Source organism: Microbispora sp. GKU 823 (assembly GCF_002027145.1).
GTDB classification, from domain to species: Bacteria; Actinomycetota; Actinomycetes; order Streptosporangiales; family Streptosporangiaceae; genus Microbispora; species Microbispora siamensis.
In genome coordinates this window covers 1-26,170 of the sequence record NZ_MWJN01000122.1, presented here as the reverse complement: position 1 = coordinate 26,170, position 26,170 = coordinate 1, and the positions used below count along the sequence as shown (strand labels likewise).

General features: G+C 71.7%; 31 protein-coding genes and 1 pseudogene. 23 read left to right on the top strand and 9 right to left on the bottom strand.

Annotated features, from left to right (window positions below; all coding sequences use genetic code 11):
* Window positions 1-169 precede the first annotated feature (169 nt).
* Window positions 170-1,723, top strand: a complete 1,554-nt coding sequence (locus tag B1L11_RS38750) for an NAD(P)-binding domain-containing protein (protein ID WP_079320217.1) — start codon at window positions 170-172, stop codon at window positions 1,721-1,723.
* 41 nt (window positions 1,724-1,764) lie between these two features.
* Here the strand turns inward: B1L11_RS38750 and B1L11_RS38745 are convergent, their stop codons facing one another.
* The 3 genes from B1L11_RS38745 to B1L11_RS38735 form a co-directional block, all read right to left on the bottom strand.
* Window positions 1,765-2,904 carry a glutamate--cysteine ligase gene (locus tag B1L11_RS38745; RefSeq protein WP_079320216.1) on the bottom strand — a complete coding sequence of 380 codons (1,140 nt, stop codon included), beginning with the start codon at window positions 2,902-2,904 and terminating at the stop codon, window positions 1,765-1,767.
* 103 nt (window positions 2,905-3,007) lie between these two features.
* On the bottom strand, window positions 3,008-3,493 hold the full coding sequence (locus tag B1L11_RS38740) for a hypothetical protein (RefSeq protein ID WP_079320215.1): 486 nt from the start codon (window positions 3,491-3,493) through the stop codon (window positions 3,008-3,010).
* A 101-nt stretch (window positions 3,494-3,594) separates the two neighbouring features.
* The gene (locus B1L11_RS38735; RefSeq protein ID WP_218671568.1) at window positions 3,595-5,025 is read right to left on the bottom strand and encodes an aldehyde dehydrogenase; all 1,431 of its coding nucleotides are present in this window, start codon (window positions 5,023-5,025) and stop codon (window positions 3,595-3,597) included.
* A gap of 95 nt (window positions 5,026-5,120) precedes the next feature.
* Here B1L11_RS38735 and B1L11_RS38730 point away from each other — a divergent pair, with 95 nt between their 5' ends.
* On the top strand, window positions 5,121-5,663 hold the full coding sequence (locus B1L11_RS38730) for a hypothetical protein (RefSeq protein ID WP_079320214.1): 543 nt from the start codon (window positions 5,121-5,123) through the stop codon (window positions 5,661-5,663).
* Between the two features lie 91 nt (window positions 5,664-5,754).
* Here the strand turns inward: B1L11_RS38730 and B1L11_RS38725 are convergent, their stop codons facing one another.
* Window positions 5,755-6,192 (bottom strand): cupin domain-containing protein, encoded by a 438-nt coding sequence (locus B1L11_RS38725; protein WP_079320213.1) that lies wholly within the window; start codon window positions 6,190-6,192, stop codon window positions 5,755-5,757.
* A gap of 323 nt (window positions 6,193-6,515) precedes the next feature.
* On the opposite strand from B1L11_RS38725, the gene B1L11_RS38720 reads away from it, so the two are divergent.
* From B1L11_RS38720 to B1L11_RS38695, 7 genes are all read left to right on the top strand, one after another.
* Window positions 6,516-7,604: a L,D-transpeptidase gene (locus tag B1L11_RS38720; RefSeq protein WP_079320212.1), complete on the top strand. Its 1,089-nt coding sequence runs from the start codon at window positions 6,516-6,518 to the stop codon at window positions 7,602-7,604.
* 170 nt (window positions 7,605-7,774) lie between these two features.
* Window positions 7,775-8,260 carry an SRPBCC domain-containing protein gene (locus B1L11_RS38715; RefSeq protein ID WP_079320211.1) on the top strand — a complete coding sequence of 162 codons (486 nt, stop codon included), beginning with the start codon at window positions 7,775-7,777 and terminating at the stop codon, window positions 8,258-8,260.
* 80 nt (window positions 8,261-8,340) lie between these two features.
* Window positions 8,341-8,964, top strand: coding sequence for an RNA polymerase sigma factor (locus B1L11_RS38710; RefSeq protein ID WP_256863257.1), 624 nt, complete (start codon window positions 8,341-8,343; stop codon window positions 8,962-8,964).
* The gene (locus tag B1L11_RS38705) at window positions 8,957-10,318 is read left to right on the top strand and encodes a CU044_5270 family protein (RefSeq protein ID WP_079320209.1); all 1,362 of its coding nucleotides are present in this window, start codon (window positions 8,957-8,959) and stop codon (window positions 10,316-10,318) included. The genes B1L11_RS38710 and B1L11_RS38705 overlap by 8 nt, the downstream gene beginning before the upstream one ends.
* Before the next feature lie 165 nt (window positions 10,319-10,483).
* Window positions 10,484-10,618: a hypothetical protein gene (locus B1L11_RS53050; RefSeq protein ID WP_256863256.1), complete on the top strand. Its 135-nt coding sequence runs from the start codon at window positions 10,484-10,486 to the stop codon at window positions 10,616-10,618.
* A gap of 113 nt (window positions 10,619-10,731) precedes the next feature.
* The gene (locus B1L11_RS38700; RefSeq protein WP_306291763.1) at window positions 10,732-11,586 is read left to right on the top strand and encodes a CDP-alcohol phosphatidyltransferase family protein; all 855 of its coding nucleotides are present in this window, start codon (window positions 10,732-10,734) and stop codon (window positions 11,584-11,586) included.
* Window positions 11,587-11,659: 73 nt separating this feature from the next.
* A complete protein-coding gene (locus B1L11_RS38695; protein WP_079320207.1) occupies window positions 11,660-12,106 on the top strand; it encodes a hypothetical protein in 447 nt (148 codons plus the stop codon).
* Between the two features lie 280 nt (window positions 12,107-12,386).
* Here B1L11_RS38695 and B1L11_RS38690 read toward each other — a convergent pair whose 3' ends face one another.
* A complete protein-coding gene (locus B1L11_RS38690; RefSeq protein ID WP_079320206.1) occupies window positions 12,387-12,728 on the bottom strand; it encodes a helix-turn-helix domain-containing protein in 342 nt (113 codons plus the stop codon).
* Between the two features lie 96 nt (window positions 12,729-12,824).
* On the opposite strand from B1L11_RS38690, the gene B1L11_RS38685 reads away from it, so the two are divergent.
* The 9 genes from B1L11_RS38685 (at window position 12,825) to B1L11_RS38650 (ending at window position 20,577) form a co-directional block, all read left to right on the top strand.
* Window positions 12,825-13,703 carry an NAD(P)-dependent oxidoreductase gene (locus tag B1L11_RS38685; protein ID WP_079320205.1) on the top strand — a complete coding sequence of 293 codons (879 nt, stop codon included), beginning with the start codon at window positions 12,825-12,827 and terminating at the stop codon, window positions 13,701-13,703.
* Between the two features lie 69 nt (window positions 13,704-13,772).
* On the top strand, window positions 13,773-14,255 hold the full coding sequence (locus tag B1L11_RS38680) for a DUF1992 domain-containing protein (protein WP_079320219.1): 483 nt from the start codon (window positions 13,773-13,775) through the stop codon (window positions 14,253-14,255).
* A 128-nt stretch (window positions 14,256-14,383) separates the two neighbouring features.
* Window positions 14,384-15,880, top strand: a complete 1,497-nt coding sequence (locus tag B1L11_RS38675; RefSeq protein WP_079320204.1) for a serine hydrolase — start codon at window positions 14,384-14,386, stop codon at window positions 15,878-15,880.
* A 28-nt stretch (window positions 15,881-15,908) separates the two neighbouring features.
* Window positions 15,909-16,583, top strand: a complete 675-nt coding sequence (locus tag B1L11_RS38670; RefSeq protein WP_079320203.1) for a response regulator transcription factor — start codon at window positions 15,909-15,911, stop codon at window positions 16,581-16,583.
* Window positions 16,584-16,587: 4 nt separating this feature from the next.
* Entirely contained in the window at window positions 16,588-17,808 is a 1,221-nt protein-coding gene (locus tag B1L11_RS38665; RefSeq protein WP_218671566.1) for a histidine kinase, read from the top strand.
* Complete coding sequence (locus B1L11_RS49030) at window positions 17,805-18,176, top strand: hypothetical protein (protein ID WP_218671565.1); 372 nt, start codon at window positions 17,805-17,807, stop codon at window positions 18,174-18,176. Before B1L11_RS38665 ends, B1L11_RS49030 begins: the two co-directional genes overlap by 4 nt.
* 166 nt (window positions 18,177-18,342) lie before the next feature.
* A complete protein-coding gene (locus B1L11_RS38660) occupies window positions 18,343-18,996 on the top strand; it encodes a DUF6461 domain-containing protein (protein WP_143737865.1) in 654 nt (217 codons plus the stop codon).
* Between the two features lie 156 nt (window positions 18,997-19,152).
* Window positions 19,153-20,013 (top strand): sensor domain-containing protein, encoded by an 861-nt coding sequence (locus B1L11_RS53045; protein WP_256863258.1) that lies wholly within the window; start codon window positions 19,153-19,155, stop codon window positions 20,011-20,013.
* A gap of 168 nt (window positions 20,014-20,181) precedes the next feature.
* Complete coding sequence (locus tag B1L11_RS38650; RefSeq protein WP_079320201.1) at window positions 20,182-20,577, top strand: ACT domain-containing protein; 396 nt, start codon at window positions 20,182-20,184, stop codon at window positions 20,575-20,577.
* Window positions 20,578-20,596: 19 nt separating this feature from the next.
* Here the strand turns inward: B1L11_RS38650 and B1L11_RS38645 are convergent, their stop codons facing one another.
* Window positions 20,597-21,082, bottom strand: coding sequence for a DUF2000 domain-containing protein (locus tag B1L11_RS38645; protein ID WP_079320200.1), 486 nt, complete (start codon window positions 21,080-21,082; stop codon window positions 20,597-20,599).
* Between the two features lie 110 nt (window positions 21,083-21,192).
* Here B1L11_RS38645 and B1L11_RS38640 point away from each other — a divergent pair, with 110 nt between their 5' ends.
* Both B1L11_RS38640 and B1L11_RS38635 read left to right on the top strand, forming a co-directional pair.
* Complete coding sequence (locus tag B1L11_RS38640; RefSeq protein ID WP_079320199.1) at window positions 21,193-21,645, top strand: Lrp/AsnC family transcriptional regulator; 453 nt, start codon at window positions 21,193-21,195, stop codon at window positions 21,643-21,645.
* Between the two features lie 154 nt (window positions 21,646-21,799).
* Window positions 21,800-22,501, top strand: a complete 702-nt coding sequence (locus B1L11_RS38635) for a helix-turn-helix domain-containing protein (protein ID WP_079320198.1) — start codon at window positions 21,800-21,802, stop codon at window positions 22,499-22,501.
* Window positions 22,502-22,533: 32 nt separating this feature from the next.
* On the opposite strand, the gene B1L11_RS38630 is transcribed toward B1L11_RS38635, so the two are convergent.
* Window positions 22,534-23,037, bottom strand: a complete 504-nt coding sequence (locus tag B1L11_RS38630; RefSeq protein WP_079320197.1) for a nucleotidyltransferase domain-containing protein — start codon at window positions 23,035-23,037, stop codon at window positions 22,534-22,536.
* Between the two features lie 179 nt (window positions 23,038-23,216).
* On the opposite strand from B1L11_RS38630, the pseudogene trpD reads away from it, so the two are divergent.
* Both trpD and B1L11_RS54340 read left to right on the top strand, forming a co-directional pair.
* A pseudogene (gene trpD / locus B1L11_RS54345) lies at window positions 23,217-23,765 on the top strand (anthranilate phosphoribosyltransferase); the annotation flags it as partial.
* A 31-nt stretch (window positions 23,766-23,796) separates the two neighbouring features.
* On the top strand, window positions 23,797-24,270 hold the full coding sequence (locus tag B1L11_RS54340; protein WP_306291762.1) for a hypothetical protein: 474 nt from the start codon (window positions 23,797-23,799) through the stop codon (window positions 24,268-24,270).
* A gap of 173 nt (window positions 24,271-24,443) precedes the next feature.
* On the opposite strand, the gene cpt is transcribed toward B1L11_RS54340, so the two are convergent.
* Both cpt and B1L11_RS38615 read right to left on the bottom strand, forming a co-directional pair.
* Window positions 24,444-24,980, bottom strand: coding sequence for a chloramphenicol phosphotransferase CPT (gene cpt, locus B1L11_RS38620; protein ID WP_079320196.1), 537 nt, complete (start codon window positions 24,978-24,980; stop codon window positions 24,444-24,446).
* Window positions 24,981-25,178: 198 nt separating this feature from the next.
* Window positions 25,179-25,862 (bottom strand): nuclear transport factor 2 family protein, encoded by a 684-nt coding sequence (locus B1L11_RS38615; protein ID WP_218671564.1) that lies wholly within the window; start codon window positions 25,860-25,862, stop codon window positions 25,179-25,181.
* Window positions 25,863-25,981: 119 nt separating this feature from the next.
* On the opposite strand from B1L11_RS38615, the gene B1L11_RS47485 reads away from it, so the two are divergent.
* On the top strand, window positions 25,982-26,170 hold a 189-nt coding region (locus B1L11_RS47485; RefSeq protein WP_179155522.1), incomplete at its 3' end, for a hypothetical protein.

The following is a 26,170-nucleotide window of genomic DNA, read 5'->3' as shown; positions in this document are numbered from 1 at the left end:
ACCTGGAGATCCACGACACCGTCCTCATCGCCGCCGCCTTCTGCATGTTCAACCGGTACGTCGACGGCCTCGGCACGTTCGCCCCCGAGGACCCGGCGGCGTACGCGGCGATGGCGGAGAAGATCGTCGCAGTCGGTTACACGGAGGGCGCCGCGGAGCCCGGGCACTGATGGCGGACACACGCACGGACGGACGGACGCACCGTTACCTGATCGTCGGCGCGGGCCCCGGGGGTCTGCAACTCGCCTATTTCCTGCACCGCGCGGGCGCCGACTACCTCGTGCTGGAGCGCGAGGCCGAGCCGGCTGCCTTCTTCCGGCGCTACCCCCGCCACCGGCGGCTGATCTCGCTCAACAAGGTGCACATCAGTGAGAAGGACCCCGAGATCGCGCTGCGCTGGGACTGGAACTCCCTGCTCAACGACTCCCCCGACCTGCAGTTCCCCCGCTACTCGCAGGAGTACTTCCCGCACGCCGACGACCTCGTGCGCTATCTCACCGACTTCCCGCGCGAGCACGGCCTCCACGTGCGGTTCTCCACGCCCGTGGAACGGATCGAGAAGGCGGACGGGCTGTTCGCCGTGCACACGGCCGACGAGGTGCTGCACGCCGAGTGCGTCATCGTGGCGGCCGGGTGGGGCAGGCCGTACGTGCCGGACATCCCCGGCATCGAGCTGGCCCGGGGTTACGAGGACATGCCGGTCCAGGGGGAGGAGTTCACGGACCAGCGGGTGCTGATCATCGGCAAGGGCAACTCGGCGTTCGAGACCGCCCAGGCCATGCTCGGCCACGCCGCCGTGATCCACCTCGCCAGTCCCAGCCCCGTACGGCTCGCCTGGACGAGCAAGCACCCCGGCCACGTGCGCGGCCAGTACGGCGCGCTGCTGGACAGCTACTGGTTCAAGACCCTGCACGGCGTGCTGGAGTGCCGGGTCGACCGGCTGTGGCGCGAGGGCGAGCGGATCAAGGCGGCGATCACCTACACGCTGGCCGAGGACGAGAGCACGGTGCTCGAATACGACACCGTCCTGCGCTGCACCGGGTTCACCATGGACCGGTCGATCTTCGGAGAGTCCTGTCTGCCCGACCTCGCGCCGAACGGACGGATGCCGGCCATCCGGCCCGACTTCCAGTCGGCGAACGTCGACGGGCTCTACTTCGCCGGCACGCTGATGCAGGCCCGCGACTTCAAACGCGCCTCGTCGGCGTTCATCGACGGGTTCCGCTACAACCTGCGCACGCTCGCGGCCCTGCTGGCCGAGCGGTACGAGGGCGTGGAGCTGGAGCACCGGGTGCTGCCGGTGGACGCCGACCAGCTCACCTCGGCGATGCTCGAGCGGGTCAACTACAGTTCGGCGCTGTGGACCCAGTTCGAGTACCTGTGCGACGTCTACGTCGTGGCGGACGGCCGGGTCACCCACTACGCCGACCTGCCGGAGGACTACGCCGTCGAACGCTTCGGGGACGCTCCGCTCGCCTTCACCGTCACGCTGCGCTGGGGTCCCAGGGACGCCCACCCCGACGTGTTCGCGATCAAGCGGCATCCGGTGCCCGAGCGGGCGCACGAGAGCGCCTTCCTGCACCCGGTCGTACGGGCGTGGAGCGGACGCGAGCAGGTCGCCGAGCGCCACCTGCTGGAGGACCTCCTGGCCCAGTGGCGCGATCCCGTCCGCCACGTGGAGCCGCTGCGCGCGTTCCTGGAGTCGCTGCTGCCCGGTCGCTGAGCAGGGAGTCGTGAGCGGAGTTCCTGAACAGGGTCTTCGAGTCAGGCCAGCAGCTGTGCGACGAGGTGGTCCACCACGTCCTCGGTCCGGCCCCGCCGGGCGTGGGCGGCCCACTGCCGGGCCGCCCCGGTGCCCACGGCGTACAGGGTCTTCAGCCGCGCGGTCACCTCGGCGAGGTCGCCGGTCTCCTCCAGGGCCGGGGCGACGTGCCGCAGCAGCGCCTCGGCCAGGTCGCGAGCGGGCCGGCGCACGCCGGTGAGCGGGTCGATGCCGTGGCCGTCGAGGCCGTCCCTGGCCGCCTGCCAGTACGCGGCGCGCAGCAGCTCGGCCGACGGCTCGGGCCCGGGGTCGCCGCGCTCCACTCGTTCCAGCGCGGTTACCACCAGTCCGCGTACGACCATCGCGAGCAGCGCGGTCTCGGCCACGGTGGCGGGCACGTCCGTCACCCTGACCTCGATCGTCGGGAGCCTGGCCGAGGGACGGACGTCCCAGAAGATCGTCCCGGGGTCCACCAGCACCCCCGCCTCGGCCAGCGCGCCGGTCAGCCGCTCGTACTCCGCGAGAGAGGCGAAGTACGGCGGAGGGCCCGCTACCGGCCACTTGGTCCAGCACAGCGTGCGCCAGCTCGCATACCCGGTGTCCCGTCCCGCCCAGAACGGCGAGTTGGCCATGAGGGCGATCAGCACCGGCAGCCACGGCCGCAGGTGGTTGCCCACCAGCACGGCGCGTTCCCGATCCGGCAGGTGGACGTGGACGTGACCGGCGCAGATGCTCTGCTCGTCGTGCAGAGCGCGGTAGTTCTCGATGCCCACGCCGTAGCGGGGGTCCTCGGTGATCGGCGGCGGGACGACGTCGCCCCGCACGGGCGTGCCCGAGGCGACGACCGCCAGCCCCTCCTCGTGGGCGGCCGCCGCCACCGCCTCCCGCATCCGGCGCAGGTCCCCCTCCAGCCCGGTCACCCCGGCGTGCGGGTCGGTCTTGGCCTCCACCTGGAACCGGGTGATCTCGGTGCTCGCCCGCGCGCCCAGTGTCGCGGTGGCCCGTCGTATCACCGCGCCCGCGCGCGGCGCCGCCGCCCGGGTGGCGGGATCGACGACGACGTACTCCTCCTCCACGCCCATCAACGGACGGGCCGGGTCGAACGGCGCCTGCCCGGTCGTCTCGGTCGTCGCGGCCGTCATCCGCGCTCTCCGGCGAGTCGGCAGTCCAGTACGGCGATCATGAGGTAACCGTACCGAGCGAGTCCCGCTCCCATGGGGCAAGCGGCCTTTCCCAATGGGCCCGTCAGCGGTGACGGTGGTGGCGGCGGTGCGCCTTCCCCTCGTGACGGTGCTTCATTTCCCGGTGCTGCTTCCCGCTGTGCTGCTTCGCCTTGGGGTTGTACGGCTTGTCCGTCACCTTGAACTTCTGGAACCCGAAGTCCGGCAGCGTGATCGGCTTGGAGGGGTCGTCCGAGATCGGGACGACGAACACGTCGTGCCGCACGCCGTCCTTGCCCTTCGTGTGATAGACGGCCTGCTTCGGCTCACCGGCCTGCCCCATGAGGGGAGCGGGACCGGCGGCTACCGGCATGGCGACGGGCGTGTACGCCGGGCCGTTGTCGGGGCCGGAAGGGCCGTAGTAGGGGTTGTAGACCGCCGTGTCGGGCGGCGCCTCGATCGGCGCCGCGGCGCCCGTGGAAGGGCCCGCGGGCGGCGCGGGGTCCGCGGACGCGACCGGTCCGGCGATCAGGGTCGCGGCGAGGGCGGCGGCGGCCGAGCAGATGATCATGAGTCTCCCCCGAGGTCACGGATCGTACGAGGAAGACGGTAGGCAGCGCGTCGCCTCCGATCACGCGCCTCGCGCCCAGTGTCGGGTCAAGGCTGCGTTCCTCAGGGGAGCGGGCTCAGGTGCACGACCTTGGTGTGCGTCATCTCGTCGAGAAGCTCGGGGCCGTACCCGAAACCGTGCCCGCTGGCGCGCAACGGCTGGGCCGCGCCGCCGGGCGCTCCGCCGAAGACGGCGTTGATCTTCACCGTGCCCACCGGCAGCTCGCGCCATGCGCGCTGGGCGTTGGCCATCGACGGGGTGAGGACGGTGGCCGCCAGGCCGTACCGCGACTCGCGGGCCAGCTCCAGCGCCTCGTCGAACGACTCGACCACCCGCACCGCCGCGACAGGACCGAACGTCTCCTCGCGCATGACGTCCATGTTCTCCGTGCAGTCGGCCAGGACGGTCGGCGGGTAGAACGCACCCGGCCCCTCGGGCACGTATCCGCCGGTCAGCAGCCGCGCCCCCGCCTCGATCGCGCCGCGTACGTGCCGGTCCACGATGTCGCGCTGGGCCCGGTCGACGAGCGGCCCGAGCGTCGTCTCCTCGTCCATGCCGGGCCCCATGCGCAGCTCCTCGGCCCGCTGCACGAGCGCGGCGAGGAACTCCTCGGCGAGGTCGCGGTGGACGTAGACGCGCTCGGCCGAGGTGCAGATCTGCCCGGCGTTGGCGAAGCAGCCGGTCGCCGCCTGCCCCGCGGCCCACTTCACGTCCACACCCGCGTCCACGATCAGCGGGTCCTTGCCGCCGTTCTCCAGCAGGGTCGTGGCGCCGCTGCGCGCGGCCACGGCGGCGATGGCCCGGCCCGCGGCGGTCGAGCCGACGTGCGCGACGAGATCGACGCCCGGGTGCGCGGCGAGGGCCTCGCCCGGGTGCCGGTCGCCCGGCACCATGGTCAGCACGCCCGGCGGCAGCTCCGCCGCCATCAGCTCGGCGAGCAGCGCCCCGGTGTGCGGCGTGCGCTCCGACGGCTTGTGCACGACGGTGTTGCCGGTCACCACGGCCGCGCCGACGAGCCCGCAGGCGATGGCCACCGGGTCGTTCCACGGCGTGATCACCGCGACCACGCCGCGCGGCTCGTGAACCATCAGGTCGGTGGCGTCCCAGCCGCCCTGCAGGCTCCGTCCCCGGTGCAGCGGCCCGAGCTCGGCGTACTGCCGGAGCGTGCCGACACCCGCCGCCACACCGCCGCGGCTGTCGCCGATCGGCTTGCCCATCTCCCTGGTCACCAGCTCGGCCAGTTCGTCCGCGCGGGCCTCGATCCTGTCGGCCATCCGGTGCAGGCACGCGGCGCGCTCGGCGGGAGCCGTACGGGCCCAGCCGGGCTGGGCGCGGCGGGCCGAGTCGACCGCCCGCTCCACGTCCTCGGTGCACCCCGCGGGGAAGTCGCCCACCGGCTCCCCGGTCGCCGGGTCGGCGACCGTACGGTCCCGCTCGCTCGCGCTCGCGGTCCACTCGCCGTCGGTCAGCACCCAGCGATCCCTGTCCCGCACCCCGGTTCTCCTCCCGCTACCACTTGCTCGCTCTGCCCGTGCTCGCTCTACCCCCCTGCGCGTACGGTTATCACCCGGCTTCTTAGACTTCCCGTATGCGACGGCTGAGCAGCACAGTGGTCGTGGTGGCCGGGGAGCGGGCCGCCGAGGTGATATCGGGGCTCGACGGTCTGCACAACGTGCGGGCGATCACCCGGGGAGAGCGGACCCCCGCCGAGATGACCGACGTGGTCACGCGGGCGAGCGCGACGTACGTGCTGCACGACGCCGATCCACTGGGCGAGGTCGGCGAGGCGTGGACCGGCTTCTTCGACGGAACGACGCCGGTGGGCGGCCTGGAGGTCGCCGTCGAGGCCGCGCTCGGCGCGCTGCGCGCCGACCGGCTGGTGCTGCCCGACTACTACGTCGTCCTCGACCCCGACGGCCTGACGCCCACACGGCGGCACTGGTGGCTCGGCGTGCTCGCCGGGGCCGCGCCGACCCGGGTGGTGCCGAGCCCCGCCTCGGCCGGCGCCGTCGCGGAGACGCTGCGCGGGCTGTCCGCGGGCCGCTGGTGGCCCACCGACCTGGAGGCGTGGCTGCGCGGCCTGTCCCGTCAGGTGCCCGACCGGGTCGGCCTCCCCGGCGCCACCGCCTGAGGTCTCGGCCTCGGCCCCGAGCGCGGCGGGAGAGCCGCGCGGCCTGCTCAGAGGGCGGCGAATTCGGGCTCAGAGGGCGATGAAATCGGGCTCAGAGCGCGGTGAAGTCGGCGAAGTCGAAGCCGGGTGACACGACGCAGCTCACCAGCACGCCCTCGGCCCCCGCCGGTCGGGCCGCCTGCCAGGTGCCCGCCGGCACCACCGCCTGCGGGACCTGCCCGTTCTCCACGTCCGGACCGAGGACGACGACGTCCTCCCGGCCGGGCCGCTCGCCGGCGCCGCCGAGCACGAGCGTCAGCGGCCCGCCCCGATGCCACAACCACACCTCGTCGGACCGCACGGCGTGCCAGACCGACTCCTCGCCCGGCTCGAGCAGGAAGTAGATGCCCGTCGCCGTCGCCCGCGTGCCGCCGTACCCGGGAGGCTCGACGGAGACCGGCGCCCGCCACGTCTCGCGATACCACCCGCCCTCGGGGTGCGGCAGCAGGCCGAGAGCCTCGGCGACCGGGGGACGCGCCTGGATCGCCACGACGCGCCGGTGACGTCGCGGCGCAGGAAGCGGAGGGGCGCGCCCGGGTCGTCCTCGTCCACCGCCACGACGGGGTCCGTACCGGGGAAGGCCGCGGCGGCGATCCGCAGCGCCTCCTCGTCGTCGCGGGCGGACAGCCCCGGACCGCCGGGGTGGGCGTCGAGCGTCATCAGCAGCACGCGGCCGATCGTACGGCACCGCCGACGGCACCACCCCAAACCGGCGTTACTTGATCGTTACGGAATCGGCCGCACAAAACAGCGGTTTCGCACGTTCCAAGTCAGTGCAATTCGCTGTGAAACACCCCCTATGAGGAGTAGACCGTGAATACCCTCCGGCGGGCGGCCCACGTCACACTGACCGTCGCCGCCATCGCCGTCGCTACGGCCTGCTCGGCGGGAGGCACAACGACTCCCGCCGCATCAGTCACTGGTGCGGCCGGTACGGCCACTCAGGCTCCGGCCACTCAGGCCCCGGGCGCCAAGGCGGCGGCACTCGCCCCGCGCGCGGCGTCCAAGACGGCACGCAAGGCAGGAAAGCCGAAGCTCGGCATCGCCGACATCACGCCCATGGGCGAGAAGGTCGAGCGCGTCGGCGTCGGTTTCCCCATCATCGTCACCTTCGACCGCGCGGTACGCGACAGGGCGGCCGCGGAAGCGGCGCTGCAGGTCCAGGCGGAAAAGCCCGTCGAGGGCGCCTGGCGCTGGGTCTCCGACCGCAAGGTCGTCTATCGCACCAAGACCTACTGGAAGCCGCACCAGAAGGTCCTGTTCACCGCCAGGCTGAGCCAGATTCCCGGCAACGAGGCCGCCAAGGACGTCTCGCGCCGCTTCGCCGTCGGCACCGCCAACATCTCGGTGGTCGACACCAAGAAGCACGTGATGAAGGTGCGCCGCGACGGGAAGCTCGCCAAGACCATCCCGATCAGCGCGGGCCGCGGCGGCCTGCCGCGCAACGGCGTCGACGTCTACCTCACGACCACCGGCGTGCACCTCGCGATGGGCAAGAAGCGGGTCGAGACGATGACCTCGTCCTGGCTCGGCGTCACCGACCCCAAGGACCCGCTCTACTACAAGCTGGAGATCCCGTGGGCGGTCCGGATCTCCGACAGCGGCGAGTACGTCCACCAGAGCGCGGGCGACTACCAGTTCCTGGGCAAGTCGAACCAGAGCCACGGATGCGTACGCGCCACGCCCGCGGGGGCCAAGTGGTTCTACGGCATCAGCCAGCGCGGTGACGTCATCGAGGTCACCGGCACCAAGCGCAAGCTCGACTGGCGCAACGGCTGGAGCTACTGGCAGCTGAGCTGGAACCAGTGGAAGCGCGGCAGCGCGCTGCCCGCCGGCTCGGCCTCGGCGTCGCCCACGCCCTCGGCCTCCCCGTCCGCAGGCGAGGACGCCCTGCAGGGATAGACCCTCCGGTCTTCACGGCGCTCCCGCCCCGGTCCGTACGACCCGGGCGGGAGCGCCTTCTGCTTTTCGGCCCCTGACCACAACTCAGAGAGCACTGCTCTTGACATGCCTCGCGCGCCACAGAGAGCATTGCTCTCGTTGATGAGCACTAGTCTTGCAAGGAGACGTCCATGTCGCTGCTCTATTCGGGTCCGTCCCTGGCCGTCCTGCACGAGGAGTACGCCGCACGGGGACGCGTGGATCCCGACGCCCAGCTGATCTCCTCGTCCCAGCTGGTCGTGGACGTGCCCGTGGACCGGGTCTGGGCGGTCATGGCCGACCTGCGGGCGTGGCCGTCATGGGCCTCGCGCATCCGGATCCTCGAACTCGGCGACGTACGTCCCGGCGCGTCCTTCCGATGGCGCCTGAACGGCGTGCCCCTGCGGTCGCGGTTCGCCGTGGTCGAACCCGAGCGGGAACTCACCTGGACGGGCACCTTCCTCGGCCGCTACCGGGCCGTGGACCGGCACGTCCTGGAACCGCTGGAGGGCGGGCGTACGAGGATCACCGTGGAAGAGTCGCTCGCCGGCCCGCTGCTGCCGCTCTTCTACCGGGAGCCCATGCTCCGGGCCAACCACGAGCGGTGGCTCTCGGATCTCGCCCGCGCCGCCGCCTGACCCGCCCCGGGGGGGAGCAGGCCGGGCCTCCTCGGAAGACCGGCGTGAAAGCGATCGGGCCCTGCGGCGGAGTAGAGGTGATGACCCACAGAAGGGACGCCTCGCGAATGCCCGCTCCCCCGGAAGCTCCGGCGGATCTCGACGACGCCGTGCTCATCGAGCGGTCGTGGCATCGGCCGGAGCTGTTCGCGGCGCTGTACGAGCGCTACTTCGGCGAGATCCACCGTTATGCGGCGGCCCGGCTCGGCACGCAGCTCGCCGACGACCTCGCCGCCGAGACCTTCCTCGTCGCGTTCCGCAAGCGCGACGGCTTCGACCCCGCCCGCGGCTCCGTACGGCCCTGGTTGTACGGCATCGCCACCAACCTCGTCGCCCAGCACCGCAGGAGCGAGAGCCGGAGGCTGGAGGCGTTCCAGCGGGCGCCGGTGGACGGCGACGCGGATGCCGGCCACGAGGACCGGGTGGCGGCGCGGGTCACCGCCGCGGGCGCGCAGGGGCCGCTCGGCAGCGGGGATCGCCGGGCTGTCCGACGCGACCGCGACGTCCTGCTCCTCGTCGCGATCGCCGGACTGAGCCATGAGGAGATCTCCCAGACCCTCGGCATCCCCGCGGGCACCGTCGGTTCCCGGCTCAGCCGGGTGCGCCGGAAGCTCCGCGCGGCTCTGGGAGGCGTCAACCCCCTGATCGGAGGCTCCGATGGATGACCTGACCCGCCGGACGGGCTCCCCCCGGCACTCCGAACCCGACGAACTGGCCGCGGTCCGCGAGCTCCTCGTCGAGCCCGCACCCACCGCCGCGGCCTTCGACGCGGGCCATGCCCGGCTGATGGCCGCGCTGGCCCTCGCCGCCCAGGACGATCCGTACGTGCTCGGCGGCGACCCGCACGGGACCGGGGCGGACCCCGAGCCGGAGAACAGCCCGTCGGATCCGCAGCCCGCACGCTCCGGGAACGGCCAGCGCCGGTCCCTGGCAAGGGGCGTCCGCCGCCTTCCCGGGCACTACTTTCCCTGGCGCCGCGTCACCGGACGCCGGGTCGCCGTGGGGGCGCTGCTGGCGGGGGCGGCCGCCGCGGCCGCCCTGATCGTCACCACGGCCGTCACATCCGGCGGCCGGGTGGTGCTCACTCCCGCCACTGGGGCATCGGCGGGAACGCCTGCCGCCGCGGCCGCGAGCGGTGCGGCGAACGCCCGCCAGATCCTGCTCGCCGCCGCCTCTGCCACGGCCAGGACGTCCGACGAGGCCGGCGCCTACTGGCGCACGAAGACGAGCTACATCCAGCGGTTTCTCTCGCCCGACCGTCGCTACCTGCTCCAGAGGGGACTGTCCGGGGAGATGTGGCTCGCCCGCGACCCCGCCCGGCCGAGCTGGAGAATCAGGCGGCCTCTCGGAGTGCGGCCGGCGACCCCCGAGGACGAGGCGGCCTGGCGCGACGCCGGTTCGCCCCGCGAATGGCGCTATCCCCACGACGTCGAGGGCCTCGGCGACCTCGACCCGGAAGAGGAGGTCCGTTCCGCACCGGAGGAGCCCGTCGCGGGGCGGCTTCTCGGCGGGTGGATCGGCTCACCGGGGCTCCTGGCCAAGACGCCGATCACCTGGGCCGAGCTGGGTCGCATCCCCAGCGGCACGGAGGAGTTGCGGGACTACCTGGAGGCACGGGTCAGCCGGCAGACGAAGAAGTACCAGGTCCCCGACTCGCGACAGGAGATGGACTACCGGCTGCAGGGAGCCTGCATCGAAATGCTCATGGGGCTGCCCGTCTCCGCCGAGGTGCGGGCGTCGGCCTACCGAATCCTGGCCACGCTGCCCGGGATCACCGCCGTGGGAGAGGTCACCGACGCGCTGGGCCGCACCGGTCAGGGCCTCACCTACCGGGCGGGCGACGAGGCCACCGAGGTCACGATGGTGGTCGACCCCGGCAACGGGCTGTTCCTGTCCACGGAGACGCGCGGCACGGGCGTGAAGGCCGACGGCCGGACGGTGGACGTCGGCACCTACGTCGCGTACGAGGACGCGGGCTGGACCGACGAGGAGCCCGATCTGCCGGCGCGGCACGACTGACCCGCGTCGGCCCCGCAACGAAACGGAGATATCCCGAAAAAGCCGAAATTTGGTTTATCGGGTAATTCCACATACCCAGAGGGCCTGTGGAAAAAGTCGACGGGTGACGCCGGGCAATGCTTTGATGAGCGGTAGCGAAAGAAACGCCGGTCAAAGGGCAAACACATGCTTAAGATGCTCCTCCAGCAAATGGCGACACTGCTCGACATGGGCGACGACCTGCACCTGGGCGATGACATGCACGCGCTCGACCAGGACGACGACGCGGACGAAACGGAAGATTTGGACGACGACTTCTGACGTTTCCCACGAAATCCCTCCACAATTCAGAAAGCCCCCAAATGACGTTCACGCTGCATGACGTACGCTCTCGGACATATAAGGCGCGCGACGCCTGGTGGACCGTTTTCCTGGTGGATCCCCTGGCGGGCCGGTTGGTCGTGACGACCGCCAACCGCACGTCCATCACCCCGAACCAGATCACCTGGGGCGCCTTCGTGCTCGGCCTCGGCTCGGCCTGGTGCTTCCTGCGGGCCGATTGGCCGTGGCTGGTCGCCGGGGCCGCCGTCTACCACGTGAGCTTCGTCCTCGACTGCATGGACGGGAAGATCGCGCGGCTCAAGGGGACGGGGACGGTCCTCGGTGGCTGGCTCGACTACGTCTTCGACCGGATCCGGGTGCTGGCCTGCACCGTCGCTCTCATGTGGGGGCAGTACCACGCGACCGGACAGGACATCTACCTGTTCCTCGGCATCGGAGTGGTGTTCCTCGACATGCTGCGCTACGTCGACGCCCTGCAGATCGCGAAGGTCCGCCGCCAGATGCGCCGCACGCTGCGGCAGGCCTACGAGCAGTCGGTGTCCGCCGGTTCGGCCGCGCTGCCGGCGTCCCTGTTGCACGAGGACCTCTTACACGGGGACCTCAACAACGACCCCGACGAGATCAGTGTCCGCCTGACGCAGGCCGTGGACCTGCAGAAGGAGTTCCGCAGCCGCTTCTCCTGGTACCCCGGCCTGCGCGAGTGGCTACGCGAGCACCGGATCCGCACGCATCTGGTCAGCGGCATCGAGTTCCAGATGGCGGTGTTCATCGTCGGCCCGCTGCTCGGCGCGGTCGTCCCGGTCACGATCGGCGCGGCCGCCCTGCTGCTCCTCTTCGAGGCCCTCATCATGTACAAGCTCCTGCTGTCGTCGCGGGACCTGAACCGCGCGCTGGCCGCGATCCGGTCGTCCGGCGAGCCGTCCGTCTCCGGTACGCCCGCCGGTTGAGCACCCCACGGTCGAGCGTCCTCACCCTGCTCACACCGATAGAGGTGCCGCCGCGAGGGGTAAGCGGTGGGACATGACCGAACGCGAGGAACCCGCCGGCCTGCCCGATCCCGCCCACCGCCGCCCCGAGGGGCTGGACGACGTCACCGTCGACGCGCTGGGCAGGCTCAGCAAGGCGCTGGAGACGATCCACCGGGTCAGAGGCCACCTGTACGCCTTCCACCAGCTCACCGGTACGGCCGACTTCGAGCTGGACAATGCCGTACGGCTGCTGCGGGAGGCCGGGCACGACAAGTGGGCCGACCGGATCGAGCGCGAGCTGATCGGCCGCAACGTCCTCCAGGGCCGCTGGACCTTCCAGATCGTCGAGGAGTACGACGACGGCTACTACGCGACCTTCCAAGAGCTGGAACGCCAGGCCCGCCACGAACTGGCCGGAGGGCGCCGCCACCTCTACGAGGCCGAACTGAAGCAGCAGCGGCGCACACCCGGCCAGCCCGGCCACGAGACCACCCCCTGAGACCCGGCCGCTCACCGGGAGCGAGGGAGCGGAGCGGAAGGGAGCGAGGACCGGAGCGAAGGCCCACCCCGGGCCCCGCGGAAATTCCGAGCTTGCGAAGGAATTTTCGTGGGTGGAGCGGAGCGGGCTTCGCGAGGACCGCAGGTTCCTTCCGGCGCAGTGACCGACCCGGCCAAAGTCCGTGAACACCCTCGCTAGGCGCTATGCGAGGGCTTCGCGAGGACCGCAGGTTCCTCCGGCGCAGTGACCGACCCGGCCGAGGTTGTGGACGCTCCCCTGGTCAGTGATCATCCCGGCCGCCGAGGAGGTGTTCCCGTCCCCAGACGCCGAGCGGCGCCAGCGCCTCGTTCAGTGTGACGCCGAGCGGGGTCAGCGAGTATTCGACGTGCGGCGGCACCTCGTCGTAGACCTCGCGGTGCACGATGCCGTCGGTCTCCATCTCGCGCAGGTGCGAGGCGAGCACCTTCTCGGTCACGCCCGGAAGCATCCTGCGCAGCTCGCCGAAGCGGCAAGGTCGTTCGTTCAGCGCCCAGAGGATCGAGCTCTTCCACTTGCCGCCGATCACCTCCATCGCCGCGTCGATCCCGCATTCGGCCGCTCCCGGACGCCGCGCGGTCCGCATGGTCCACCCCTCCTGGCTGCTCGCTCACCCCGGGGTAAGCACCCACTTCGAAGTGCGTACTTGATCGGCTCGGGGCTCGTGACCAGCCTAATCGGCATGACACACAACGCTGAGAAGTCTCCGCTGTCCCTTCTCGGGCTGGGCGCGATGGGCGGCGCGCTCGCCCGCGCCTGGCTCGCCGCCGGGCATCCGCTGACCGTCTGGAACCGCACCGCCGGCCGGGCCGAGGCCCTCGCCCGCGAGGGCGCGCGCGTCGCCGCGACCGCCGCCGAGGCCGTGGCCGCGAGCGACCTGGTGGTCGTCTGCCTGCTGGACCACGCCTCGGTGGACGACGCCCTCGCCGGGGCCGACCTGTCCGGCAAGGACCTGGTCGACCTCACCACCGGCACCCCGAAGGAGGCCCGCGCCCGCGCGCGGTGGGCCGAGGAGCGCGGCGCCCGGTTCCTCGACGGCGGCGTCATGGCGGTCCCGCCCATGATCGGGGTGCCGGGCTCCGGGGCGTACGTCTTCTACAGCGGCTCGCGCGAGGTGTTCGAGGCCCACGCGGGCACGCTGGCCGTACCCGCGGGCACCGCCTACACCGGCGAGGACCCCGGGCTCGCCGCCCTCCACGACGTGGCGCTGCTGAGCGCGATGACGGGCATGTTCGCGGGAGTGGCGCACGCCTTCGCGCTCGTCCGGGACGAGATTCCCCCGAAGAGCTTCGCTGACCTCGTCGTGAGCTGGCTGGGGGCGATGGCCCCGTACGCGTACGGGATGGCGGAGCATCTGGACAGCGGCGACTACACGAAGAACGTCACGTCCAACCTCGCGATGATGGTCCGGGGCAACGCGACCCTGCTGCGTACGGCCGAGGAGCAGAAGGTCAGCCCGGAGCTGCTCACGCCGTTCATGACGCTCATGGAGCGGCGGCTCGCGGACGGCCACGCCGACGAGGGCACCACGGGGGTGGTGGACCTGCTCCGGGTCCCCTGACCAGGGCCGCCTGCGCCGGAAAGTTATCCTCGCAGGAGGATGCCGACCGCGTCGTTGCGAGGTGAGGCCGTGACCGAACGCAAGCCCCTCGGAGTGAGCTTCGAGTCGTGGATCGACCGGCAGATCCGCGAAGCCACCGAGCGTGGCGAGTTCGACGACCTGCCGGGCGCGGGCAAGCCCATCCCCGGCCAGGGCAAGCCGTACGACGAGATGTGGTGGATCAAGCAGAAGATGCGCGCGGAGAACCTGTCGTTCCCGCTGCCGGGGACGCTGGCGCTCCGCAAGGAGGCCGAGGAGGCGAGGGCGGAGGCGGTGGGCGCGCGCACCGAGGCCGAGGCGCGCAGGATCGTCGAGGAGATGAACGTCAAGATCCGCGACAGCTACCGCAGGCCCCTGTCCGGCCCGCCGGTCGTGCAGCCGCTCATCGACGTGGACGAGGTCGCCGCCGAGTGGCGGGCCCTTCATCCGGTCCCCGAGAAGAAGCCCGCTCCCGCGGCTCCTCCCGCGAAGCGCCCGAAGCGCTCCTTCCTCCGGTGGTTCGGGCGCCGCTGACCCGCCCGCTTCCCGACCTGACGAAAGTCAGGTGAGGACCTTCCGATCGCCCGCTGTGCCGCCCCTCCGGCCGCTCATACCGTACGTGACCTGCGAACGGAAAGAGCTCGGAGGGAAACACGGTGCGCATGCGCAGGATCGCCGCGATCGCCGGTCTGGCCGGTGTGTTGCTGCTCACGACGGGAACGACGGCCGTGGACGCCGCGGTGGACGCCGCGACACGGGCGGCGCCCCCGGACGGACGGCCCGGCCTGACCGCGGAGTCCGTCGACCGGTACGTACGCGACTACATCCGGCGCACGGACCTGCCCGGCGCCGTGGTGACGGTCGTCAAGGGCGACCGGGTCGTGTACGCCGCCGGGCACGGTCACACGGCCGGCGGCGAGGCGATCACCGCGGACACCCCCGTGCCGCTCGCCTCGCTGTCGAAGTCGTTCACGGCCCTGGCGGTGCTGCGCCTCGCCGACGAGGGCAGGATCGACCTCGACGCGCCGGTCCGGCGTTACCTGCCCGAGTTCACCATGGCCGATCCCCGGGCCGAGAAGATCACCGTGCGGCAGCTTCTCCAGCAGACCTCGGGCATGAGCGACCGGACCTTCCCCGAGCTGACGCTCCCCGCGCCGGACGACCTCAAGGGCGCCGTCGCGATGCTCGGGACCGCGCCGCTCGCCGCCGCGCCGGGCACCAGGATGATCTACCACAACCCCAACTACGCGGTGGCGGCGCGGCTGGCCGAGGTGGTGTCGGGGACGCCGTTCGCCGACTTGATGGCCGCCACGGTGTTCACGCCGCTCGGCATGACGTCCACCCGGACGGTGGACACCACGGAGGAACTGCCCGGCGCGGGCGCCGGATACATCCGCGCGTACGGCCGGGTGATCGAGCGCGCGCACCCGAAGTGGTTCGTCAACGGCTCATACGGGGTCGTCAGCACCGCCAACGACCTGGCCAAATGGCTGATCACGCAGAACGGCCACGGCGACGCCCTCCCCCGAGACCTCGTCACGGCCACCCAGACCCCGTCCGGCGTGGGCGGCAGCACGTACGGCATGGGCTGGTCGGCCGAGCGCACGGCCGGAGGGGCGCCGATGCTGCGGCACACCGGGTGGCTGCTCACGCACAACTCCGCCCAGACCCTGCTGCCCGGGAGCGGGTGGGGCGTCGCGGTCGTCACCAACACCGGGATGATCTCCGGCGACGATGCGCTGATCATCAGCGACGGCCTGGTCGACCTGATCGAGGGACGGCCCGACGCGGGCGCGGTGCCCTTCACCACGGAGGCGGACCCCTGGCTGGGCGGCCTGTCGCTGCTCACCCTGGGCCTCGGCGTGGCCGGGGTGCTGCGCTCCCGCCGCTGGGCCCGGCGTCGCGCCCAACGGCCCGCCTGGCGGACGATCGCCCGCCTGGTCCCGTACGCGCTGCCGGTCGCCTTCTACTTCGGACTGGCGGAGCTGGCCGGGCTGCTGCTGAACCGAGTGGGCACGCTGGACCAGCTCACCTACGTCTGGCTCGCGCTGTACGTCTGGGCCGCGACCGGAGCGCTGGCCGCCGTCGCCGTCGTGGCCGCCCGGCTCGTCCATGCCGTACGGTCCCGGCGACGGGCCGTTGATAGCGTCCCGGCATGAGCGTACGCCGGATTTCAGGGAAAACGCGATGATCCGCGTCCTGCTGGCCGACGACGAGGCGCTGATCCGCGCCGGCATCGCGAGCATCCTGGCCACGGCCGGCGACATCGAGGTCGTCGCCGAGGCGGCCGACGGGCACGAGGCCGTCGACCTCGCGCTGCGACACCGTCCCGCCATCTGCCTGCTCGACGTCCGGATGCCGCGGCTCGACGGGCTCGGGGCCGCCGCCGAGCTGCGCCGGGTCCTTCCCGAGATCGCCGTCGTGATGCTCACGACGTTCAACGAGGACGACTACGTGACGAGCGCGCTCGGCTCCGGCGCGTCCGGTTTCCTCCTCAAGTCGGGCGATCCGCGCGAACTGATCGCGGGGGTGCGCGCCGTCGCCGCCGGCGGCGCCTACCTCTCCCCCGCCGTCACCCGGCGAGTCATCACCCGCCTCCGGGCACGCCCGCTCGGCACGGAGGCCGCCGCCCGCGCCCTCGTGGACCAGCTCGGCGACCGCGAGCGCGAGGTGCTCGCGCTGGTCGGGGCCGCCCTGTCCAACGCCGAGATCGCCCGGCGCCTGCATCTCGTCGAGGGCACGGTCAAGGGATACGTCAGCCAGATCCTCACCCGTCTCGGCCTCCGCAACCGCGTCCAGGCCGCGATCCTGGCGTACGAGGCGGGTCTCGTGCCCGAGGCTCCGCTCGACGGGAGAGCGTGAGGTGGTGCGGCCGTCCCGTCTGCTCGACCTCGGACTGTGGCTTGCGGTGTGCGCGCCGCCGGTCGTGCTGGCCGTCGATGACGGCGACGCCCGGCGGGTGGCGGCGGCAGCGGTGGCCGTGCCGCTGTTCGGGGCCGCCACGGCGGTGAGCCGGAGGTGGCCGCTGGCGGCGCTCGCCGTACCGGTGGCGGTGAGCCTGGCCCTGGACGTGCAGATGTTCGGCCCCCTGGTCTGGACGTGGGCGGCACTGGTGGTCTTCGGCTACCTGGCCGGGCACCGGATGGCGAGCGCCCGGCCGGCGCTGTGGTTCTTCGCGACCGTCGCCCTCGCCGGGCTGCCGCTGTCCGCGCTGGTCCTGCGCGACCTGTGGGGCTGGCCCACGCAGCTCATCACGCTGCTGCTCGCGGTGGTGGTGCCCTGGCTGCTCGGCCGCTGGCGCCGCCAGCACGCCGAACTGGTCCGCACGGGCTGGCTGCTCGCCGACCGGCTGGAGCACGAGCAGCGGGCCGTCGCCGACCGCGCCCGCCTGCGGGAGAGGGCGCGCATCGCGGGCGACATGCACGACTCGCTCGGCCACGACCTGACGCTCCTCGCGGTGCGCGCCGGCGCCCTGGAACTCGACCCCGGCCTGGACTCGCGGCAGCAGGCGGCCGTACGCGAACTGCGCGAGGCCGCCGCGGCCGCGACCGAACGGCTGCGCGAGATCATCGGCGTGCTGCGCGCGGACGACGACGAAGGGGCCGCCGTGCCGCCGCGCGAGGAGAGCGTCGAGACGATCGTCGAGCGCGCCCGCGACTCCGGCGTGCCGATCGTCGTCGAGCACCCGGACGGTCACATGGACGGCCACCCGGGAGGCCATCTGGGCGACACCGACGGCCTGCCTCCGATGACCGCGCTCGCCGTGCGCCGCGTGCTCCAGGAGGCGCTGACGAACGCCGCCAAACACGCTCCCGGCGCTACCGTACGCGTTCGGCTCACGTCGACGACGGCGTCGTCACGCTCCGCGTGGTCAACGACCCCGCTCCGGCCGCGGCCCCGACGGGTGTGGCGTCCGGCGGGTCCGGGCTCGTCGGGCTGGCGGAACGGGTGCGCCTGGCGGGCGGCGTCCTGCGGGCCGGCCCGGTTCACGGCGGGGGTTTCGAGGTCGCCGCCGAACTGCCCGTCACCGGCGTCCAGGCGGCTCACGAGCACGTACGGACAACAGCCGGTCTCGATGTGCCGGTGACCACGGCGGTCCGGGAGCTGGGCCTCGCCCGGCGCCGGGTGCGGCGGCGGCTGGCGCAGGCGGTCGGGATTCCCGTGGCCGTGCTGACCGGGATCTTCGTGCTCCTGATCCCGTTGAGCTTCGTCAGCTCGTCGTTCTCGGTCCTCGACCCGGCGGCGTACGAGGGGCTGAAGGCGGGCGAACCACGCGACGACGCGCGGTCCCGGCTTCCCGCGTTCACCAGGGACGGCCCGCCGGACGGCGCTCCGGCTCCGCCACCCGGCCAGGACTGCGTCTACTACACCGTGAGGAGCGATTCCGCCCGCGCCTACCGCCTGTGCTTCGCCCGCGACCGGCTCGTCTCGAAGGCCGTCGTGCCTCCGCCGTGACGACGCGTGTTTCAGCAAGATCCAAGCCGATTCCAGGAGCGTGCCACGATCCTCCTGACATCGGCGGCGTCCGCCGCCGGAGGACAGGAACGCGACGGATGACCTCGGCCCCCGATTTTGTCGGCGGCGGCTGCCACGATGTCGCGAAACGACCAAGGGAGCCCAGGTGCCCGACCCTCTCGCCCCCTTCAGGTGGCTGGCGGCCCCGACGACAGGAAACGTGCGCAACCCGCTGGGCGACATCTTCAGCGTGTCGTTCTTCCACGGGTTGGAGCCCGCCGACGTCGCGGCCCGTTTCGAGCCCACCGGAGCGGCGGCCCGCTCGATGACCCTCGTCGAACTCGACGACGAGGTCGCGGAGTTCATCGAGGAGACCGACGGCGGCGACGGCGGCGGTTACGTCGGCATCACCCGGATCGGCGAGTGGAGCGTGGCGGTCGAACCGTGCGGCTGGCACACGGCACTGGGCGAGAACCTGGCGCGCCTCGCGCAGGGATGCGAGGCGGTGGCCGTCGGACGCCACGACTACGCCGAGCACAGCTTCCTGTACGCCGTGGACGGCGAGATCGTCACCGCCTTCACTCCGCACGCGTCGGTCAACCGCTGGGGCAGCGACCCCGATCGGCTGAAGGAGCCGATGCGCAGGGTCGGGCTGCCGTGGACCGCCACGACCGGCAAGGCGGCCTGGGACACCCGGTGGGACGACGCGCTCCCGAAGGCGTTCGCGCTCGCCGCCAGGATCACCGGGGTGCCCCTCACCCCCGACTCCTTCGACGGGCCGCTGCTTGTCGCCTCCATCACCGAGTGGTCCCTTCGGTGAATGCGGTGGTCCAGTAGTGCGCCGGTAATCACCGGCGCATGCGTCACCTGGGGCGACGGCAGGGCCGTTCGCGGCCGTGGTGGTGCCAGGTCTACCATTCCCCTCCATCTGGCTCCCGTTCGCAACAGGCCGGCTGTTCGTAGAGTGACCGGCGTGATGAACAGCGGTTCGATGTGGCGGGCGATGGCCGGTAATCCGCTCGTCTTCCTGTCGTCCCGGTGGCCGTGGCGGTCTCTGGCCTACCTGTCCGGCACGGTCGTGCTCGCCGCGGCGACGTGGCCGGTCCTGGTGCCGCTGATCGTGTTCCCCCCGGCGTTCGTTCTCGCGGGTGTGCCGATCGGGGCGCTGGAGCGACGCCGGCTCGGGCTGCTCGGTCAGGGGCCGGTGAGAAGTCCGCACGCCGCGACATCCGGCGGCGCGGTGGCCTGGTCGCGGCTGCGGCTGGGTGAGAGCGCGACGTGGCGCGCGTCGGGCTACGTCCTGTGTCTGCTGTCCGTTCTTCCCCTCCTCGATCTCGCCGGCCTGTTCGTCCTGTTCATTTGCCTGGTCCTGCTGGCCCTTCCGCTGCTCGTGACGGCCGGACTCGCGGTGGACATCCGGCTCGGCGGGCTGGTCGTCGACACGATGGGGGAGGCGTGGGCCGTGGCCGCCGTGGCCGGCCTGCCCGCCGCGATCGCGACGGTGTACGCGTTGTGCGTTCTGGCCGGGGCGCAGGCGGCGTTCGCCCTGTGGGTGCTCGGCCCGACACAGACCGAGCTGAACCGGCAGGTGGAGGAGCTTTCGGCGGCTCGGACGCGGCTGGTCGACGCGTTCGAGGCCGAACGCCGCCGCATCGAGCGTGACCTGCACGACGGGGCGCAGCAGCACCTGGTGCTGCTGAACACCGGCGACCGCCGTCATGATCAGTCGTCTACGCACAGAAGTCTTCCCTCCGGACGATGTCGTCACCGGGCCGCGGTCCCGGTGGTCGATCCGGATCGACCGTACGGATGCCGCCTCCGCGGCGCGATGGCGTAGCCTGCCGCACGCGTGGTGGTGTGACCGCGCATCCGGGGGTAGACCTGGCGCTACCGCGGGCCATCGAACGGGCCGCGGTCGCCGCGCCGGCCGCGGCCCTGAAGGCGCTCACCGCCCAGGCCGCCGTTGGGCGGGCGTCTTGTCGGGGGTCTCTGCTACACACGTCTCATGACCTCACCCGCCGCCCAGCAGCTCGGCATCGTGCCGTCCGTGTTCGCCGTCCAGCACCTGCCGCAGGCGACGTTCCCCGAAGACGACGACTGGATCGCGCTCGTCCGCGCCCCGGAGGGCCTCACCGTGGTCCGCGAGGCCTGGCCGACGGGGTCCGGCGACCGGTGGATCGGCCTCTACGCCGGGGGCACCGGACACGACCTGGACGTCCCGGGCATGCTGGCGGCCATCGTGGGCCCGTTGGCCGAGGCGGCCATCTCGGTGTTCGTCGCCTCGACCTTCCACGCCGACCTGGTGCTCGTGCCCGAGCCGAGGATCAAGGAGGCGATCACCGTCCTGGAGGAGGCGGGACACCGGGTGGACACCCGCCACCTGCGCGCGCCCGGCTCCTGACCGCCCAGGCATGCCGGGGTCACGGCATCAGGGGCAGCTTTCCCACGATCTTGTCCACCCGGTTGCGCGGCCCGACCACGCCGACCGCGTAGTACTCGACGTCGTCGGCCGCGGTCTCCTTCATCGCGGCGAGGTAGTCGGCGTAGACCCGGGTCTGCTGGGCCGCCGCGGGCATGTCCGCGACGAAGCACCCGGCGGACGACGCGGCCTTGGCGCGGACGGCGCGCAGCGTGGCGGCGTCCGCGGCCAGCACCGAGCAGCCCGCCCAGGGCAGGCCGGGGTGGGCGCCGCCGTCGGCGTCCACCGCGTCGTCGCCGAGGAGCCCGGTCACCGCCGTCGATGTCGCCGCGGCCACGCAGACGGCGGCGTTGACGGCACGGCCGGCGGGAAGGTCGCGGTCGACCACGATCACCCACTTCAGGCGGGCCGCCCGGGTCGGGAGGGCCGGGTCGATCTCCTCGGGGGCGAACCCGACACCCGAGGTCGTCTGTTCATCGGCCGCCATCCGGGGCTCCTATCCATGCGTTCGGCATTACGCCGTCGATGCTAGGCATCCGTACGATAGGACTGCAAGGAATCCGTATTTGTATCGGAAGTAAGGGCGACCAGGCGGGCATGGACGAACTTGATAAGGCGATCCTGGCGGAACTGCAGTCGGATGCACGGAAGACCAACCGCGACGTCGCCGCCTCGGTCGGGGTCTCGCCGACCACTGCACTCGACCGCACGCGGGCGCTCCGCCAGCGTGGCGTCATCCGCGGAGCGATCCTCGACGTCGACCTGGCGGCGATCGGGCGCCCGGTCCAGGCCCTCATCGCCATCCGCGTGCGTCCCCCCTCGCGGCGCAACATCGAGGGATTCCGCAACTGGGTCAGCGCGCTTCCCGACACCCTGGGCGTCTACGTGACGACCGGCACGGAGGACTTCATCGTGCACGTCGCGGTGCCGGACAACGCCAGCCTGTACGCGTTCGTGATCGACAGGCTCACCGAACGGCCCGAAGTCGCCGACGTCCGCACGTCGATCGTCTACGAGCACATCCGCAACACCGGGATCAGGCCCGTGTGAAAGTCATGCTCGGGACACCTCCCCGGCGTCGGGCCGCTGGGTGCCGCCTGCTCGTTACCCTGTCGTCGGGGTGACCACGGACGTAGCATGATCGGAAATACGGCCTGGACCGGCCCGCATGGCAGTCTTCCGCGAGTCAGGAGGAGTTACCCGGATGGGCCTGGACATCGAGAGTCGATCGTCCGACTCGCCGTACATCGAGCGGGTGTGGCGCAGCAGCAGCCGTGACGTGGAACAGATGACGGCGGTCGCGACGGCCCATTGGGATCTGGTCTTCTGGGAGCATCGCGGCCAGGTCAGCGCCTCCGTCCAGGGGCCGGAGACGAGGGCGAGCCAGGCCCCCGTTCCCGAGGACGCCACGTTCTTTGGGATCAGTTTCTCCCTCGGCACCGCGATGCCCCATCTTCCCCTCGGCCGGCTCGTGGACGGGTCCGCGGAGATTCCGGACACGACGCACAGGTCCTTCTGGCTGAAGGGTTCCACCTGGCATCTGCCCGACTGGGACAACGCCGAGGCGTTCGTGCAACGGCTGGTGCGTGAGGGTGTCGTGGAGCGCGACCCCCTCGTCGCCGCGGTCCTCCGTGGCGCGTCGCCGGACGTGTCGGAACGCACCGTGCAGCGGCGCTTCCTGGCGTCGACCGGGCTCACGCGCGGCGCCGTCCGGCAGATCGACCGCGCCAGGCAGGCGGCGGTCCTGATCCAGCAGGGCGTGCCGGCCCACGACGTGATCCACCGGCTCGGATACTTCGACCAGCCGCACCTCGCACGGTCCCTGAGCCGTTACATCGGGCGGACCGCCACGCAGTTGGGCGATCGGAAGCCGTCGCAGCCGCTGTCGCTCCTGTACGCGACCTGACCACTCGCCCTCCGCCGCATCGCGTAGGCGGGTCAGAAGTGCGTCGTGACGCCGAACGCCGCACGCAGGCTCGCCATGTCGTGCAGGTCGCGGTCGCGGGGCTCGTAGCCCTGGTGGAAGGAGACCTGCTGACCGACGGACAGGCAGCGCACCCGCACACCCTCGATCGTGCCCGTGACGAAGGCCGCGGCCGGGTAGTGCAGCGCCGCACCGCGGTCGTCCAGGTGCTGCACGGCCGAGCCGTCCTCCGCGATGTGCAGCGGATGGAGATCGAGCTCGTGCCCGTGGCCGTCGGCCATGACGAACCTGGCCGGCCGCCCGGGCACCGCACCGGGCCGCTCGGCATACCCGCACGACTCCAGCTCGCCGATCACCAGCCGCTCCTGTTCGGCACGGTGGAGCAGGTCGAGGTCGTGATGTTCCCTGGTGACGCGTCCGACCAGGACGTCGATCCCCCAACCGCCGGCGACCCAGACCTCACATCCGGCGGCGTCCAGCACGTTCAGCACCCGAAGCATCTCGCCGATCGGCAGCATCCGTCCCCCTGCCCCTCATCTCGATCTTCAAGCCACGCTACCCCGGCAGAACCGGGAACGGTGACGCTCGCGGATCCGTGGAGTTCGGCCAGGTCAGGTTCGTGTCAGCGATTCACGGTGCCGGTCACTACGCTTGGAGCACCGCCCGACCGTCGTCGTGCCATGTCGAGAGGACCTTGATGACCGAGCCGTCCCGCTCCTGGCCACGCCTGCTCGCGACGCTCCTGCGCGGGCAGGACCTCGACGCGGACGACACCCGCTGGGCCATGCGGCAGGTCATGGACGACGCGGCCGACCCCGCTCAGCTCGCCGGGTTCCTCGTCGCCCTGCGGGCCAAGGGTGAGAGCACCGCGGAACTCCGGGGCATGCTCGACGCCCTCATGGAACGGGTCGTGCCCCTGCCCGTCGACGGCGCGGAGGTCGTCGACATCGTCGGCACCGGTGGCGACGGCGCCCACACCGTGAACGTGAGCACCATGGCGGCGATCGTCGTTGCCGCCGCCGGCGCCTCCGTCGTCAAGCACGGCGGCCGGTCGGCGTCCAGCAAGGCCGGCGCCGCCGACGTCCTGGAAGCCCTGGGCCTGCCGCTCGATCTCACACCTGACGACATCGCCCGGTGCGTACGCGACGTCGGCATCGGCTTCACCTTCGCCCCGCGCTTCCACCAGGGACTGCGTTACGCCGGTCCGGTACGCAAGGCGCTCGGCGTCCCCACCGCCGTCAACTACCTGGCGCCGCTGACCAACCCCGCCAGCCCCCGTGCCGCCCTCGTCGGCTGCCTCCAACCCCGCCCTCGCCCCGGTCCTGGCGAACGTCCTCGCGGAACGGGGCGCGAGCGCCCTGGTCGTGTGCGGGCAGGACGGCCTCGACGAGATCACCACCGCCGCGCGCACGAACGTCTGGATCACCGAGAGCGGCGGCGTCCGGCAGGAGACGCTGGACACTGCCGACTTCGGTCTGGCGCGCAGCGCGCAGGACGCGCTCCGCGGCGGTGACGCGGCCTACAACGCCACGGTCGTCCACCGGGTCCTGGCCGGTGAAGCGGGTGCCGCACGTGACGCCGTCCTCGCCAACGCGGCCGGAGCCCTCGCCGCTCACCGCGGCTTCGGCGGCGGCCTGCGCGACGCCTTCGCGACCTGCCTTGAGGACGCGCGCCTGGCCATCGACAGCGGCGCCGCGGCCACCACGCTAGAGAGCTGGCTGAAGCTCGCGTCGTCCCTGGCCGGCCGGTAGCGCCGATCGGCCTTCCATCCGGACGGACCTGCTACCAGCCGGCAACTGTCCGATCCAGGCGGGAGCTGATCGGCCGGCGAGTCGGCCAGCGCGTGGGAGAGGGTCTGGGGCGGCGCCTGCTGGGCCTTGTCGTGGACGGCGTGGTCGACGAAAGGACTGCAGGAATGCCGGTGCTAACGGCGCACCCGGGTGGCGATCGTCTCCGCGCACGCCAAGGACTCGGTGTGCGTGGTGTCCACCACGAGGTCGTAGACCACGCCCTCGTGAACCACTTCCGCCTGCAACGCGGCCATCCCCCTGACACGGTCGCCCCGGGCGATCTCTCGCCCTGCGGCGACCGCGCTGTCGCACCTCACACCGACCCAGAGCACCTCCAGTCCGGCAAGAGCCTTCTGCCAGCGTTGCTGGGACGCCGCCCCGCCCAGGAACACGTCATCCACGATGAGCCGAGCGCCCGCACGGGCCATCGCGGCGATCCCCTCTGTCCATGCCGCATCTAGCTTCCCGAATTCCGGCCCGACGACGACCCGACCATCCGGGGCGAAGTCGATCCCCGCATCCGATGCCCTCAGGGAGGCAGGCATCGCGTCGACCAGGGTGTCGACCGAGAGGGCAAGCCATGGATCCGGCAGTACCGCCTGCAGGCACCGGGAGATCCCGGACTTGCCCGAACTGGAACCGCCGTTGAGAACGATCACCTGAGTCGCCACGGCGCCACGCTAGACGGCGCCCCTTCGCATGCCAAACAGTTTTCACGCGGCCCATCTGTGCCGTCCACCGACTGGCACCACAGACCGAGCACGGAGGGCCGCAAGCGAGCGGCCATGGGCGTGTTCGCGGGAGCCACCCCGGAAGTCACCTGTGCCGGTCGGCCCAGAGCGCTCGAAAGAGCGACCACACGACCTCTTTCACAGCGCGGATTCGGCATGCACCTGATCGAAGAGCTGGGTCAGACGCCCGAGCCCCGCCGCGGTCCGCAGCACGTCGGAGTAGTCGCGCAAGTGGACGATACGGCCGTCGCGGGCGCGCAGGACGAGCACGAACCGGGAGGTGAACGGCCGTCCGGTCGCATGATTGACAGCGTTCATCTCACCCTCAGAGATGATCACTTCGGCGTCGGCCGTCTCGTGAACGCACACCTCGCGAAATCCGGTCAGCGGTGACTTGGACACCGACCCCCATGCCGCCCTGAAGCCTGCGCGGATCTCCTCGCGCCCGTCGTACCGTTGCGACGGACCGCGATGCGGCGTCCAGAACACGAACTCGTAGATCGCCTCATCGGCGAACAAATCGGCAAGCGAGTCAGGCGAGAAGTCCAGCATCGCCTGCTGGAAGCGATCGAGCAGGTCGCGCGGAGTCGCGGGCATCCCGCCTCCCTCATCGACGCGGCTCTGCTTAACGAACCTAGACTGAAGGGAGCAATCGGTCAACAAGCGTTGACTACTCGAATGTCTGAGTTGCTGCCGCCGTGATGCCGAACCGCCTTCAGCCGGCCCTACCTCGATGTAGCCCGGAGCGCGGTGGGGATCGCCGAGCACCGCCCTCACGCGGGCAAGCACATCGGCGGGCTGCACGTCGGTGAGCTCCTTCAAGAGCCTGAGGCGGCCCTGTCATCCCGCACCCACGCGAGCATGCACAGCCAGGCCTCGATCAAATTCGATGAGTCCCAGAAGACCCGCCAAGCCGATCACCTGGCGGGTCTTCGTCGTTCGTGGAGCTACCGGTAGTGGCGGTGGTGGTGGTGGTGACCGCGGTGGTGACCGCGGTGGTGACCCTTATGGTGACCCTTATGGTGACCGCGGTGGTGAACGCGGTGGTGACCCTTATGGTGACCGTGATGACGGCCGTGGTCGCGGCCGCGATGGTCGCCGCCACCGCCACCGCCACCACCGCCGCCGCC